11 protein-coding genes are annotated in these 14,212 nt (G+C 63.7%); 10 read left to right on the top strand and 1 reads right to left on the bottom strand.

From position 1 onward, the window contains the following. Positions 1 to 71 precede the first annotated feature (71 nt). A complete protein-coding gene (locus CCOS191_RS10000) occupies positions 72 to 1,514 on the bottom strand; it encodes a SulP family inorganic anion transporter (RefSeq protein WP_046855044.1) in 1,443 nt (480 codons plus the stop codon). 175 nt (positions 1,515 to 1,689) lie between these two features. Between CCOS191_RS10000 and CCOS191_RS09995 the strand changes: the two genes are divergently transcribed. The 10 genes from CCOS191_RS09995 to nuoH all read left to right on the top strand — a co-directional run bounded on the left by CCOS191_RS09995 (position 1,690) and on the right by nuoH (position 14,202). Continuing rightward, on the top strand, positions 1,690 to 2,454 hold the full coding sequence (locus tag CCOS191_RS09995; protein ID WP_172670884.1) for a secretin N-terminal domain-containing protein: 765 nt from the start codon (positions 1,690 to 1,692) through the stop codon (positions 2,452 to 2,454). A gap of 490 nt (positions 2,455 to 2,944) precedes the next feature. Continuing rightward, on the top strand, positions 2,945 to 4,270 hold the full coding sequence (aceA, locus tag CCOS191_RS09990; protein ID WP_046855043.1) for an isocitrate lyase: 1,326 nt from the start codon (positions 2,945 to 2,947) through the stop codon (positions 4,268 to 4,270). A 214-nt stretch (positions 4,271 to 4,484) separates the two neighbouring features. Continuing rightward, positions 4,485 to 5,147, top strand: coding sequence for a lysoplasmalogenase (locus CCOS191_RS09985; RefSeq protein WP_046855042.1), 663 nt, complete (start codon positions 4,485 to 4,487; stop codon positions 5,145 to 5,147). 380 nt (positions 5,148 to 5,527) lie between these two features. After that, positions 5,528 to 5,941: an NADH-quinone oxidoreductase subunit A gene (locus CCOS191_RS09980; protein ID WP_011534614.1), complete on the top strand. Its 414-nt coding sequence runs from the start codon at positions 5,528 to 5,530 to the stop codon at positions 5,939 to 5,941. A gap of 9 nt (positions 5,942 to 5,950) precedes the next feature. Continuing rightward, entirely contained in the window at positions 5,951 to 6,628 is a 678-nt protein-coding gene (locus tag CCOS191_RS09975) for a NuoB/complex I 20 kDa subunit family protein (protein WP_008096180.1), read from the top strand. A 79-nt stretch (positions 6,629 to 6,707) separates the two neighbouring features. After that, the gene (gene nuoC / locus CCOS191_RS09970) at positions 6,708 to 8,489 is read left to right on the top strand and encodes an NADH-quinone oxidoreductase subunit C/D (protein ID WP_046855041.1); all 1,782 of its coding nucleotides are present in this window, start codon (positions 6,708 to 6,710) and stop codon (positions 8,487 to 8,489) included. Positions 8,490 to 8,491: 2 nt separating this feature from the next. Then, positions 8,492 to 8,989 carry an NADH-quinone oxidoreductase subunit NuoE gene (gene nuoE / locus CCOS191_RS09965; protein WP_012313767.1) on the top strand — a complete coding sequence of 166 codons (498 nt, stop codon included), beginning with the start codon at positions 8,492 to 8,494 and terminating at the stop codon, positions 8,987 to 8,989. After that, positions 8,986 to 10,350 carry an NADH-quinone oxidoreductase subunit NuoF gene (gene nuoF, locus CCOS191_RS09960; RefSeq protein WP_046855040.1) on the top strand — a complete coding sequence of 455 codons (1,365 nt, stop codon included), beginning with the start codon at positions 8,986 to 8,988 and terminating at the stop codon, positions 10,348 to 10,350. The genes nuoE and nuoF overlap by 4 nt, the downstream gene beginning before the upstream one ends. 133 nt (positions 10,351 to 10,483) lie before the next feature. After that, positions 10,484 to 13,198 (top strand): NADH-quinone oxidoreductase subunit NuoG, encoded by a 2,715-nt coding sequence (gene nuoG, locus CCOS191_RS09955; protein ID WP_046855039.1) that lies wholly within the window; start codon positions 10,484 to 10,486, stop codon positions 13,196 to 13,198. Continuing rightward, a complete protein-coding gene (nuoH, locus tag CCOS191_RS09950) occupies positions 13,195 to 14,202 on the top strand; it encodes an NADH-quinone oxidoreductase subunit NuoH (protein ID WP_046855038.1) in 1,008 nt (335 codons plus the stop codon). Before nuoG ends, nuoH begins: the two co-directional genes overlap by 4 nt. The last annotated feature ends 10 nt before the right edge of the window (positions 14,203 to 14,212 follow it).

The following is a 14,212-nucleotide window of genomic DNA, read 5'->3' as shown; positions in this document are numbered from 1 at the left end:
ACTCAAGAACTGTGCAGTACCTGTGGGAGCCGGCTTGCCGGCGATAGGGCCGGTGCAGGCAACCATTGCGTTCAATGCTGCTCCCCTGCCCGCTTCAACAGCTTCTTGCAGCGCTCGGAAAGATGCACCACCCGCAACTGCTTGCCCGCCTTGGCATAGCGCTCGCGCAGGGTCTTCAGCGCCGCCACCGCCGAATAATCGACAAAGCTCAGGTGCTGGCAATCCAAAGTGACCTTGGCCGGGTCGTTGGCCGGGTCGAACTGGTTGAGAAACGGTGTGATCGAGGCGAAGAACAGCGTGCCGTGCACCTGGTAATGCTTACCCCCCTCGGCGTCCTCATGACTGTCGGCATACAGCTCGCGCGCGTGCTGCCAGGCAAAATTGATGGCCGCGATGACGATACCGAACAGCACCGCCGTGGCCAGGTCGGTGAACACCGTGACCACGGTCACGGCGATGATCGCCAGCACATCGCTCACCGGCACCTTGTGCAGCACCCGCAGCGACGCCCAGGCGAAGGTCTGCTGGGCCACCACGAACATCACCCCGACCAGCGCCGCCAGCGGAATACGCTCGATCAACGGCGACAGGAACAGCACGAACAGCAGGATCATCACCCCGGCCACCACGCCCGACAGTCGGCCACGGCCATTGGAGCTGAGGTTGATCACGGTCTGGCCGATCATCGCGCAGCCGCCCATGCCGCCGCACAGGCCCGAGACCATATTGGCCGCGCCCAGGGCCACGCATTCGCGGTCCGGGTAACCGCGGCTTTCGGTGACCTCGTCGGTGAGGTTGAGGGTCAGCAGGGTTTCCAGCAGGCCGACCATGGCCATCAGCACCGCGTAGGGCGCGATGATCTTCAAGGTCTCGAGGTTCCAGGGGATGTCCGGCAGCGCCAGGGTCGGCAGGCCGCCGGCGATGTGCGCCATATCGCCGAGGGTACGGGTTGGCAGGCCCAGCAGATAGACCAGCAGGCCGACGCCGAGGATCGCCACCAGCGCCGGCGGCACGGCGCGGGTCAGCCTGGGAAGCACATAGACCACCAGCATGGTCAGCGCCACCAGGCCGATCATCAGGTACAGCGGCGCGCCGCTGAGCCAGTGCTCGCCTGCCTTGAAGTGCTCCAGCTGGGCCAGGGCGATGACGATAGCCAGGCCGTTGACGAAGCCGAGCATCACCGGGTACGGCACCAGGCGCACCAGCTTGCCCAGGCGCAGCGCGCCGAACAGGATCATCACCACCCCGCCCAGCAGCACCGTGGCCAGCAGGTACTGGACGCCGTGCTGCACCACCAGGGCGACGATGACCACAGCCATCGAACCGGCGGCGCCGGAGATCATCCCCGGGCGGCCGCCGAACAGCGCGGTCAGGGTGCAGATGATGAAGGCGCCGTACAGGCCCATCAGCGGGTTGAGGTGGGCCACCAGGGCGAAAGCGATGCACTCCGGTACCAGGGCGAACGAAGTGGTCAGGCCGGCGAGCAGGTCGGCGCGTAGGCGTGCGGGTTTCATGGAGGTCCTGTAAGCAGCCCCGGCATTACGCTGCGTGGGAGCGTAATGCCGAGGGAATGAGCTTGAAATCGAGGGCCGCGATGTTACGGAATTTGCCTGACTGCAACCACTGAAAAGCCGACCTGTGCATGCCGCTGTGATCCACGACCAGCAAGATGCCGACAAATTTGCCATCATGTCCATTCCACCCGCGGAGATCATGGACATGCCGCTACGCCCCCTCCTCGCCTCGCTGCTGCTGGCCGCCAGCCTTACCGCCCAGGCCGCCACCGAGGTCATTCCCCTGCAACACCGCAGCAGCGCCGAACTGCTGCCCGCCGCCCAGTCCTTCCTCGGCAAGGACGGCAGCGTCAGCACCTTCGAGGACAAGCTGATCGTCAACGCCAGCCAGGAACGCATCGACGACCTGCGCGCCCTGCTGCAACAGCTCGATACCGCGCCCAAACGCCTGCTGATCAGCGTCGACAACAACGACAGCAACTTCCAGGACAACCGCGGCAACGCCCGCGTGATCCACTACGGCACCGCCAACCGCGAAGGCGGCATGCAGCAGGTGCAGGCCAGCGACGGCCAGCCGGCGCTGATCCAGGTGGGCCAGAGCATCCCCGTCACCAGTAGCTCCACCGACGGCTACGGGCGCATCCAGAGCAACACCGAATACCGCAACGTGACCCAGGGTTTCTACGTCACGCCACGCCTTAGTGGCGACACGGTTCGCCTGCAAATCAGCACCAATAATGATCGAATGAGCCAGGAACGTGCCGATGTAGTGAAAGTGCAGAGCACCGACACGACCGTCACCGGCAAGCTCGGCGAGTGGATCACCCTGGCCGGGTTCAACCAGCAGAGCCAGTCCGAGCGCAGCGCGTCAAGCCTCAGTTACAGCACCCAGCGCGGTGAAAACATGACTTTGCGGGTCAAAGTCGACCTTCTTGACTGACCCCAGGCAATTCAAGGCCTCGACCAAGGGCCTTGAAACTGACCGCCAAGTCGCATTAGACCAAAGATGTAGTAAGCCGAAAAAAGCACTACAAAATGTTTGACAGGCTCTTTTCGCCAAGGGCATGATGGCCTCGCTCCCGCTAATCAGAGGCCCTGGCAAGGGTCTTCGAGGTGCGCTCCTCCCACCGTGGAGGCACCTCGTGTCCATACGGCCCACAAGGCGGTTCGACGGGATTGCGACTGCAACGAAGAAGTTGTCCCGAGGGACGGAAGCGCATCACCGCAGTTCTGGCAATCGCGTCGCACCGCAGCAAGGCATCCACGAGCCAACCTGCAGGGCACACCTTCGCCTGGCCTGCCCACCCTTCCCCTTCGCACTTCCCCGTTCGCCGCCGCACTCCCCCGGACAGCACAGCCTGGCCCTCTGACCCGCGTATCCGAGCATCAGCACAATTACACTCAAGATCGATGCGACGAGGTTTATTTCCATGGCACTGACACGCGAACAGCAAATTGCAGCCCTCGAGAAAGACTGGGCCGAAAACCCGCGCTGGAAAGGCGTGACCCGTACCTACACCGCCGCCGATGTCGTTCGCCTGCGTGGCTCGCTGCAACCGGAGCACACCCTGGCTCGCCAGGGCGCGGAAAAACTGTGGAAGCTGGTCACCCAAGGTGCCCACCCGTCCTTCCGCCCAGAAAAAGATTTCGTCAACTGCATGGGCGCCCTGACCGGCGGCCAGGCAGTGCAACAGGTCAAGGCCGGCATCCAGGCCATCTACCTGTCCGGCTGGCAGGTTGCCGCCGACAACAACTCGGCCGAGTCGATGTACCCCGACCAGTCGCTGTACCCGGTCGACTCGGTGCCGACCGTGGTCAAGCGCATCAACAACTCGTTCCGCCGCGCCGACCAGATCCAGTGGAAAGCCGGCAAGAACCCGGGTGACGATGGCTACATCGACTACTTCGCCCCGATCGTGGCTGACGCCGAAGCCGGTTTCGGCGGCGTGCTGAATGCCTACGAGCTGATGAAGAACATGATCGAAGCGGGCGCCGCCGGCGTGCACTTCGAAGACCAACTGGCCTCGGTGAAAAAATGCGGCCACATGGGCGGCAAGGTACTGGTACCGACCCAGGAAGCCGTACAGAAGCTGGTGGCTGCCCGCCTGGCCGCCGACGTTGCCGGTGTACCGACCATCATCCTGGCCCGTACCGACGCCAACGCCGCCGACCTGCTGACCAGCGACTGCGACCCGTACGACCAGCCGTTCGTGATCGGCGACCGTACCCGTGAAGGCTTCTACAAAGTCCGCGCCGGCCTCGACCAGGCGATCTCCCGCGGCCTGGCCTACGCGCCGTATGCCGACCTGATCTGGTGCGAAACCGCCAAGCCGGACCTGGACGAAGCCCGTCGCTTCGCCGAAGCGATCAAGAAGGAATACCCGGACCAACTGCTGTCGTACAACTGCTCGCCTTCCTTCAACTGGAAGAAGAACCTGGACGACGCCACCATCGCCAAGTTCCAGCGCGAACTGTCGGCCATGGGCTACAAGCACCAGTTCATCACCCTGGCCGGCATCCACAACATGTGGCACGGCATGTTCAACCTGGCGCACGACTACGCCCGCAACGACATGACCGCCTACGTGAAGCTGCAAGAGCAGGAATTCGCCGACGCCAGCAAAGGCTACACCTTCGTGGCGCACCAGCAGGAAGTGGGCACCGGCTACTTCGACGACATGACCACCGTGATCCAGGGTGGCGCTTCGTCGGTTACCGCACTGACTGGTTCGACCGAGGAAGAGCAGTTCCACTGAGTCTGGTGAACTGAACAGGACGCCCAGGTTCCGCAAGGCTCCTGGGCTTTCCTCTTTTTGTAGGAGCGGCTTTAGCCGCGATGCAGGCAACGCGGTGTCTGGCACCCGCTTCGCGGGTGATCGCGGCTCAAGCCGCTCCTACAGCAATCACGTCGCATCAGCAAAGTTGCAGATCAGGTCTAAGCTTGTGGCTACCCCATAGCAAGGACTGCCCATGCCCCGCCCTGGCCACCTGCTCACCATCGCCGTCGCAGCCGCCACCTGCTATCTATATGCGCTGGCGAGCGACAACGCCCTGCTTGGCCTGCTGGTCAAACCCATTCCGGTACTGGCCCTGATCGCCTGGCTGGGCAGTACACCCACCACGCCCTACCGTCGCTGGATCATGATCGGCCTGGCCTTCTCGGTACTCGGCGATATCCTCCTGGCCATCCCCCGCGATCTGTTCGTGTTCGGGCTGGCCGCGTTCCTTTGCGCCCACCTGGCATACCTTCGCGGTTACTACAGCCTGACCCAACGCCCGGCCTACCCCTCACTGGCCCTCGCACTGCTGGTGGGCGCCTCGCTGTTCGGCCTGCTCGCCAGCCACGGCCTGGGCCCACTGCTGGTCCCGGTGGCGCTGTATGCCCTGGCGATCGGCTGCATGCTCTGGCGCGCCCTGGCCTGTGGCGGTGTCGCCGCACTGGGGGCCTGCGCCTTCGTCTTCTCCGACAGCCTGATCGGCATCGACCGCTTCGTCAGCCCGTTCGCCGCTGCCGAGTACCTGATCATCCTGTCCTACTGGCTGGGCCAGTGGCTCATTGCCGCGTCGGTCAGCCGCAGCGCAAACCACAAAGTATTGATCCAGAGCGGTACGCGCAGCGCCGGAAGCTGCTAGAACGAGAGTTTTTCGCATTTGCAAGTGGGCAGATCGGCAGATGAACTTTGCAAGGCCCAGAACAGCTAAAACAATACAGCTCAGGTCAAATGATATTAATTATCATTACGCAACTAGCCAGTCATTACGCGGGGTAAGAAACATAATTAACAAATCCGCGTGCAATGCCCGAAACTCAAGGCTTTCAGCCAGTTACGAAAGATTTTTGTTCTTAAAACTACGAATAAATTTGCAACGGAAATTTTACTTGCACTGGGTTTACCCATAAAATCAGCGCGATTGATTCAGCTGCGACATTTGGTCACTGCGTCTGCGACACCACGTCGCCGCTCTACTTATTTCAGACTGCAGAGCTGGGTCTCTGTATAAGGATTTCTAGCATGTCCGATTCGGCAGGACTCATCGCCCACAACTGGGGCTTTGCCATCTTCCTCCTGGGTGTCGTCGGCCTGTGTGCCTTCATGCTCGGCCTGTCCAGCCTGCTCGGTAGCAAGGCCTGGGGTCGCGCCAAGAACGAACCCTTCGAATCCGGCATGTTGCCCGTCGGCAGCGCCCGCCTGCGCCTGTCCGCCAAATTCTATCTGGTCGCGATGCTGTTCGTGATCTTCGATATCGAAGCCCTCTTCCTGTATGCATGGTCTGTGTCCGTCCGCGAAAGCGGCTGGACCGGATTCGTCGAAGCACTCGTTTTCATAGCAATTCTGTTGGCAGGTCTTGTCTACCTATGGCGCGTCGGGGCGCTCGATTGGGCTCCCGAAGGTCGCCGCAAGCGGCAAGCGAAGCTGAAACAATGAGGCTTTGGCATGCAATACAATCTCACCAGAATCGATCCGGACGCACCTAACGAGCAGTATCCGGTCGGTGAGCGGGAAACCGTCACCGATCAACTGCTGGAAGACCAGGTCCACAAGAACATCTACATGGGGAAACTCGAGGATGTGCTGCGTGGCGCGGTCAACTGGGGTCGCAAGAACTCCCTCTGGCCGTACAACTTCGGCCTGTCCTGCTGCTACGTGGAAATGACCACGGCCTTCACGGCACCCCACGACATCGCCCGCTTCGGCGCCGAAGTCATCCGGGCCTCGCCGCGTCAGGCCGACTTCATGGTCATCGCCGGTACCTGCTTCGTGAAGATGGCGCCGATCATCCAGCGCCTGTACGAGCAGATGCTCGAGCCCAAGTGGGTCATCTCCATGGGTTCGTGCGCCAACTCCGGCGGCATGTACGACATCTACTCGGTCGTTCAGGGGGTCGACAAGTTCCTCCCCGTGGACGTGTACGTGCCTGGCTGCCCGCCGCGCCCCGAGGCGTTCCTGCAAGGCTTGATGCTGCTGCAGGAGTCGATCGGCCAGGAGCGACGCCCGCTTTCCTGGGTTGTTGGCGATCAAGGCATCTACCGTGCCGAGATGCCCGCCCAGAAAGACCTGCGTCGCGAACAGCGTATCGCGGTAACCAACCTGCGCAGCCCCGACGAAGTCTGATCCAGCGACCTGCCGCCCGCTCCCCCAGGAGCCGGCGGCCTGGCTTCATTCTTAACGTTGACCCAAAGCGACCGAGACCATGACAGCGGACAACGCTATTTATATTCCGCCTTACAAGGCTGACGACCAGGATGTGGTCGTCGAACTGCACAACCGATTCGGCGCCGACGCTTTCGTCGCCCAGGAAACCCGCACCGGCATGCCGGTACTGTGGGTAAAGCGTGCCCAGCTCAAAGAAGTACTTTCCTTCCTGCGCAACGTCGCCAAGCCGTACAGCATGCTGTACGACCTGCACGGCGTCGACGAGCGCCTGCGCACCCAGCGCCGCGGCCTTCCAGCCGCCGACTTCAGCGTGTTCTACCACCTGCTGTCGGTCGAGCGTAACAGCGATGTGATGATCAAGGTGTCGCTGAGCGAAGGCGACCTCAACCTGCCGACCGTCACCGGTATCTGGCCCAACGCCAACTGGTACGAGCGTGAAGTCTGGGACATGTTCGGCATCGACTTCGCCGGCCACCCGCACCTGAGCCGCATCATGATGCCGCCGACCTGGGAAGGTCACCCGCTGCGCAAGGACTACCCGGCCCGCGCCACCGAATTCGACCCCTACAGCCTGACCCTGGCCAAGCAGCAGCTTGAAGAGGAATCGGCACGTTTCAACCCGGAAGCCTGGGGCATGAAGCGTTCGGGCGCCAACGAGGACTACATGTTCCTCAACCTTGGCCCCAACCACCCTTCGGCCCACGGCGCCTTCCGTATCGTCCTGCAGCTGGACGGCGAAGAGATCGTCGACTGCGTCCCGGATATCGGCTACCACCACCGTGGCGCCGAGAAGATGGCCGAGCGTCAGTCGTGGCACAGCTTCATCCCCTACACCGACCGTATCGACTACCTCGGCGGGGTGATGAACAACCTGCCGTATGTACTGGCGGTAGAGAAGCTGGCCGGCATCCAGGTGCCGCAGAAGGTCGACGTGATTCGCATCATGCTCGCCGAATTTTTCCGCATCACCAGCCACCTGCTGTTCCTGGGTACCTATATCCAGGACGTCGGCGCCATGACCCCGGTGTTCTTCACCTTCACCGACCGCCAGCGCGCCTACACCGTGATCGAGGCGATCACCGGTTTCCGCCTGCACCCGGCCTGGTACCGCATCGGTGGCGTCGCCCACGACCTGCCGCGCGGCTGGGACAAGCTGGTCAAGGACTTCGTCGAATGGCTGCCCAAGCGCCTCGACGAATACACCAAGGCCGCCCTGCAGAACAGCATCCTCAAGGGCCGTACCATCGGCGTTGCCGCGTACAACACCAAAGAGGCCCTGGAATGGGGCACCACCGGTGCCGGCCTGCGTTCCACCGGCTGCGACTTCGACCTGCGTAAAGCCCGCCCTTACTCCGGCTACGAGAACTTCGAATTCGAAGTACCGCTGGCCCACAACGGCGATGCCTACGATCGCTGCATGGTCCGTGTCGAGGAGATGCGCCAGAGTATCCGCATCATCGACCAGTGCCTGCGCAACATGCCGGAAGGCCCGTACAAGGCGGACCACCCGCTGACCACGCCGCCGCCGAAAGAGCGCACCCTGCAGCACATCGAGACCTTGATCACCCACTTCCTGCAAGTCTCGTGGGGCCCGGTCATGCCGGCCAACGAGTCGTTCCAGATGATCGAGGCGACCAAGGGCATCAACAGTTACTACCTGACGAGCGATGGCGGCACCATGAGCTACCGCACCCGGATCCGTACCCCGAGCTACCCGCACCTGCAGCAGATCCCTTCGGTGATCAAAGGCAGCATGGTCGCGGACCTGATCGCGTATCTGGGCAGTATCGACTTCGTTATGGCTGACGTGGACCGCTAAGCATGAACAGCACGCTTATCCAAACCGACCGTTTCGCCCTGAGCGAAACCGAGCGCTCGGCCATCGAGCACGAGATGCACCACTACGAGGACCCGCGCGCGGCGTCCATCGAAGCCCTGAAGATCGTGCAGAAAGAGCGCGGCTGGGTGCCGGACGGCGCCATCTACGCCATCGGCGAAGTGCTGGGCATCCCCGCCAGCGACGTCGAGGGCGTGGCCACCTTCTATAGCCAGATCTTCCGCCAGCCGGTCGGCCGCCACATCATCCGCGTATGCGACAGCATGGTCTGCTACATCGGCGGCCATGAATCGGTGGTCAGCCAGATCCAGAGCGAGCTGGGCATCGGCCTCGGCCAGACCACCGCGGACGGGCGCTTCACCCTGCTGCCGGTGTGCTGCCTGGGCAACTGCGACAAGGCCCCGGCGCTGATGATCGACGACGACACCTTTGGCGACGTGCAACCTGCCGGCGTCAGCAAGCTGCTGGAGGGTTACGTATGACCATCACTTCCTTCGGCCCGGCCAACCGCATTGCGCGCAGCGCCGAAACCCACCCGCTGACCTGGCGCCTGCGCGACGACGGCGAGCCGGTCTGGCTGACCGAGTACGAGTCCAAGAACGGCTATGCCGCCGCGCGCAAGGCGCTGGCCGACATGTCCGCCGACGACATCGTGCAGAGCGTCAAGGACTCCGGCCTCAAGGGCCGTGGCGGCGCGGGCTTCCCCACTGGCGTGAAGTGGGGCCTGATGCCCAAAGACGAATCCATGAACATCCGCTACCTGCTGTGCAACGCGGATGAAATGGAGCCGAACACCTGGAAAGACCGCATGCTGATGGAGCAACAGCCCCATCTGCTGGTCGAGGGCATGCTGATCAGCGCCCGCGCCCTGAAGGCCTACCGTGGCTACATCTTCCTGCGTGGCGAATACACCACCGCGGCGAAGAACCTCAACCGCGCCATCGATGAAGCCAAGGCCGCCGGCCTGCTGGGCAAGAACATCCTCGGTTCCGGTTTCGACTTCGAGCTGTTCGTGCACACTGGTGCCGGGCGTTACATCTGCGGTGAAGAAACCGCGTTGATCAACTCCCTCGAAGGCCGTCGCGCCAACCCGCGCTCCAAGCCGCCCTTCCCTGCCGCCGTCGGCGTGTGGGGCAAGCCGACCTGCGTGAACAACGTCGAGACCCTGTGCAACGTGCCGGCCATCGTCGCCAACGGCAACGACTGGTACAAGTCGCTGGCCCGCGAAGGCAGCGAAGACCACGGCACCAAGCTGATGGGCTTCTCCGGCAAGGTGAAGAACCCGGGCCTGTGGGAGCTGCCGTTCGGCGTCACCGCCCGCGAGCTGTTCGAAGACTACGCCGGTGGCATGCGCGACGGCTTCAAGCTCAAGTGCTGGCAGCCTGGCGGCGCCGGTACCGGCTTCCTGCTGCCCGAGCACCTCGATGCGCAGATGTATGCCGGTGGCATCGCCAAGGTCGGCACCCGTATGGGTACCGGCCTGGCCATGGCGGTGGACGACAGCGTCAACATGGTGTCGCTGCTGCGCAACATGGAAGAGTTCTTCGCCCGCGAGTCGTGCGGCTGGTGCACCCCTTGCCGTGACGGCCTGCCGTGGAGCGTGAAGATGCTGCGCGCACTGGAAAACGGCCAGGGCCGCGCCGAAGACATCGAGACCCTGTTGGGGCTGGTCAACTTCCTCGGCCCAGGCCGTACCTTCTGTGCTCACGCACCAGGTGCCGTCGAGCCGTTGGGCAGTGCCATCAAATACTTCCGGTCCGAATTCGAGGCCGGTGTCGCACCCGCTAGCGCGGCCGACACCCTGCGCCCGAACCTGGCCAAGCCGATCGTGGTCGGCGCATAACAAGATGAAACAGCGGATGGTCCGTGCCATCCGCCAGCCTGCTGGCCGGCCCGAACGAATCGAGGCCGGCCGCAAGCTCACCGATTTCCATTAGCCACGCCCGCTCACGCGGGCCAACGAAGAACTTTGAACAATGGCCACTATCCACGTAGACGGCAAAGCGCTCGAAGTCAACGGTGCGGACAACCTGTTACAGGCATGTCTGTCACTCGGCCTCGACATCCCCTATTTCTGCTGGCACCCGGCGCTCGGTAGCGTCGGCGCCTGCCGGCAGTGCGCGGTCAAGCAGTACACCGACGAGAACGACACCCGTGGTCGTATCGTCATGTCCTGCATGACCCCTGCCTCCGACGGCACCTGGATCTCCATCGAAGACGAAGAGTCCAAGGCGTTCCGCGCCAGCGTCGTCGAATGGCTGATGACCAACCACCCGCACGACTGCCCGGTGTGCGAGGAAGGCGGTCACTGCCACCTGCAGGACATGACGGTAATGACCGGCCACAACGAGCGCCGCTACCGTTTCACCAAGCGTACCCACCAGAATCAGGACCTCGGCCCGTTCATCGCCCATGAGATGAACCGCTGCATCGCCTGCTACCGTTGCGTGCGCTACTACAAGGACTACGCCGGCGGCACCGACCTGGGCGTATACGGCGCCCACGACAACGTGTACTTCGGTCGCGTCGAAGACGGCGTGCTGGAAAGCGAGTTCTCCGGCAACCTCACCGAGGTCTGCCCAACCGGTGTGTTCACCGACAAGACCCACTCCGAGCGCTACAACCGCAAGTGGGACATGCAGTTCGCCCCGAGCATCTGCCATGGCTGCTCCAGCGGTTGCAACATCAGCCCCGGCGAGCGCTACGGCGAACTGCGCCGCATCGAGAACCGCTTCAACGGCTCGGTGAACCAGTACTTCCTGTGCGACCGTGGCCGCTTCGGCTATGGCTACGTCAACCGCAAGGATCGTCCGCGCCAGCCACACCTGGCCGATGGCACCAAGCTGTCCCTCGACGCCGCCCTGGACAAGGCCGCCGACCTGCTGCGCGGCCGCACCATCGTCGGTATCGGCTCGCCACGCGCCAGCCTCGAGAGCAACTACGGCCTGCGCGAGCTGGTCGGTGCCGAGTACTTCTACTCGGGCATGGAGGCCGGTGAGCTGGCCCGCGTACGCCTGGCCCTGGACGTGCTGAACAACAGCCCGCTGCCGGTTCCGACCCTGCGCGACATCGAAGACCACGACGCCGTGTTCGTGCTCGGCGAAGACCTCACCCAGACCGCTGCCCGTGTCGCCCTGGCCGTGCGCCAGGCCACCAAGGGCAAGGCCGAAGCCATGGCCGACGCCATGCGCGTGCAGCCTTGGCTGGACGCCGCGGTGAAGAACATCGGCCAGCACGCGCTGTACCCGCTGTTCATCGCTTCGCTGGCTGAAACCAAGCTGGATGACGTTGCCGAAGAGTGTGTACACGCCGCTCCCGCCGACCTCGCCCGCATCGGTTTCGCCGTGGCCCACGCCATCGACCCGAGCGCGCCTGCCGTTGCCGGCCTGGACGACGAAGCCAAGGCCCTGGCCCAGCGCATCGCCGACGCCCTGGTCGCTGCCCAGCGCCCCCTGGTCGTCGCCGGTACCTCGCTGGCGGATCCTGCGCTGATCGAAGCCGCCGCCAACATCGCCAAGGCCCTCAAGCTGCGCGAGAAGAACGGTTCGCTGAGCCTGGTCGTGCCTGAGGCCAACAGCCTGGGCATGGCGATGATGGGCGGTGAGTCCGTCGACGCGGCGCTGGACGCCGTGATCAGCGGCAAGGCCGACGCCATCGTCGTGCTGGAAAATGACCTGTACGCCCGCGTACCGGCCGCCAAGGTCGATGCAGCCCTGGCCGCGGCCAAGGTGGTAATCGTTGCCGACCACTCGAAAACCCCGACTGTCGACCGCGCCCACCTGGTGCTGCCGGCCGCCTCGTTCGCCGAAGGCGACGGCACCCTGGTCAGCCAGGAAGGCCGTGCCCAGCGCTTCTTCCAGGTGTTCGACCCACAATACCTGGACAGCAGCATCCAGATCCACGAAGGCTGGCGCTGGATGCACGCCCTGCGTGCGACCCTGCTCAACAAGCCGGTGGACTGGACCCAGCTGGACCACGTCACCAGCGCCTGCGCCGAAGCCGCCCCGCAACTGGCCGGCATCGTCAACGCCGCGCCAAGCGCCGCATTCCGCATCAAGGGCATGAAGCTGGCCCGTGAGCCGCTGCGCTACTCCGGCCGTACCGCCATGCGCGCCAACATCAGCGTGCACGAGCCGCGCACCCCGCAGGACAAGGACACCGCGTTCGCCTTCTCCATGGAAGGCTACTCGGGTTCGGCCGAACCGCGTCAGCAGGTGCCGTTCGCCTGGTCGCCGGGCTGGAACTCGCCGCAAGCCTGGAACAAGTTCCAGGACGAAGTCGGTGGCCACCTGCGTGCCGGTGACCCGGGCGTACGCCTGATCGAGTCGCAAGGCGACCGCCTGAGCTGGTTCAGCGCCATCCCGGGCGCGTTCAACCCGGCTCGCGGCACCTGGACCGCGGTACCGTTCTTCCACCTGTTCGGCAGCGAAGAGTCCTCCTCCCGCGCCGCCCCGGTGCAGGAGCGCATCCCGGCCGCCTACGTCGGCCTGGCCAAGTCCGAAGCCGACCGCCTGGGCGTCAACGACGGCGCGATGCTGAGCCTGAACGTGGCCGGCGTGTCGCTGCGCCTGCCGCTGCGTATCAATGAAGAACTGGGCGCTGGCCTGGTTGCGTTGCCCAAAGGCCTGGCCGGCATTCCGCCCGCCATCTTCGGTGCAGCCGTCGAAGGCCTGCAGGAGGCAGCACAATGAGCTGGTTCACCCCCGAAGTGATCGACGTGATCATTCAGGTCGTCAAGGCCATCGTGGTGCTGCTGGCCGTGGTGGTCTGCGGCGCCCTGCTCAGCTTCGTCGAGCGTCGCCTGCTGGGCTGGTGGCAGGACCGCTATGGCCCGAACCGCGTCGGCCCGTTCGGCATGTTCCAGATCGCCGCCGACATGCTGAAGATGTTCTTCAAAGAAGACTGGAACCCGCCCTTCGTCGACAAGATGATCTTCACCCTGGCGCCTGTGGTGGCCATGAGTGCGCTGCTGATCGCCTTCTCGATCATCCCGATCACCCCGGGCTGGGGCGTGGCCGACCTGAACATCGGCCTGCTGTTCTTCTTCGCCATGGCCGGCCTGTCGGTCTACGCCGTGCTGTTCGCCGGCTGGTCGTCGAACAACAAGTACGCCCTGCTCGGCAGCCTGCGCGCTTCGGCGCAGACCGTGTCGTACGAAGTGTTCCTGGGCCTGGCGCTGATGGGCGTGGTGGTGCAGGTGGGTTCGTTCAACATGCGCGACATCGTTGACTATCAGGCCCAGAACCTGTGGTTCATCATTCCGCAGTTCTTCGGCTTCTGCACCTTCTTCATCGCTGGCGTCGCCGTGACCCACCGTCACCCGTTCGACCAGCCGGAAGCGGAACAGGAACTGGCCGACGGCTACCACATCGAATATGCCGGCATGAAATGGGGCATGTTCTTCGTCGGTGAGTACATCGGCATCATCCTCATCTCGGCGCTGCTGGTGACCCTGTTCTTCGGTGGCTGGCACGGCCCGTTCGGCCTGCTGCCGCAGGTACCGTTCCTGTGGTTCGCCCTGAAGACCGCGTTCTTCATCATGCTGTTCATCCTGCTGCGCGCCTCGATCCCGCGCCCACGCTATGACCAGGTGATGGACTTCAGCTGGAAGTTCTGCCTGCCGCTGACCCTGATCAATTTGCTGGTGACCGCTGCGATCGTGCTCTACAACACGCCAGCCGTCGCGGCCCAGTGAGGATTTGACC

It is taken from the genome of Pseudomonas sp. CCOS 191 (assembly GCF_001007005.1).
GTDB classification, from domain to species: domain Bacteria; phylum Pseudomonadota; class Gammaproteobacteria; order Pseudomonadales; family Pseudomonadaceae; genus Aquipseudomonas; species Aquipseudomonas soli.
This window is presented reverse-complemented; position numbering and strand designations above follow the sequence as displayed.

Bases quoted from the DNA above. Each gene is read 5' to 3' on its own strand.
- nuoH (WP_046855038.1), top strand. From the start codon at position 13,195: ATGAGCTGGTTCACCCCCGAAGTGATCGACGTGATCATTCAGGTCGTC.
- CCOS191_RS09975 (WP_008096180.1), top strand. From the start codon at position 5,951: ATGCAATACAATCTCACCAGAATCGATCCGGACGCACCTAACGAGCAG.
- nuoF (WP_046855040.1), top strand. From the start codon at position 8,986: ATGACCATCACTTCCTTCGGCCCGGCCAACCGCATTGCGCGCAGCGCC.
- nuoC (WP_046855041.1), top strand. From the start codon at position 6,708: ATGACAGCGGACAACGCTATTTATATTCCGCCTTACAAGGCTGACGAC.
- nuoE (WP_012313767.1), top strand. From the start codon at position 8,492: ATGAACAGCACGCTTATCCAAACCGACCGTTTCGCCCTGAGCGAAACC.
- CCOS191_RS10000 (WP_046855044.1), bottom strand. From the start codon at position 1,514: ATGAAACCCGCACGCCTACGCGCCGACCTGCTCGCCGGCCTGACCACT.
- CCOS191_RS09980 (WP_011534614.1), top strand. From the start codon at position 5,528: ATGTCCGATTCGGCAGGACTCATCGCCCACAACTGGGGCTTTGCCATC.
- aceA (WP_046855043.1), top strand. From the start codon at position 2,945: ATGGCACTGACACGCGAACAGCAAATTGCAGCCCTCGAGAAAGACTGG.
- CCOS191_RS09985 (WP_046855042.1), top strand. From the start codon at position 4,485: ATGCCCCGCCCTGGCCACCTGCTCACCATCGCCGTCGCAGCCGCCACC.
- CCOS191_RS09995 (WP_172670884.1), top strand. From the start codon at position 1,690: ATGTCCATTCCACCCGCGGAGATCATGGACATGCCGCTACGCCCCCTC.
- nuoG (WP_046855039.1), top strand. From the start codon at position 10,484: ATGGCCACTATCCACGTAGACGGCAAAGCGCTCGAAGTCAACGGTGCG.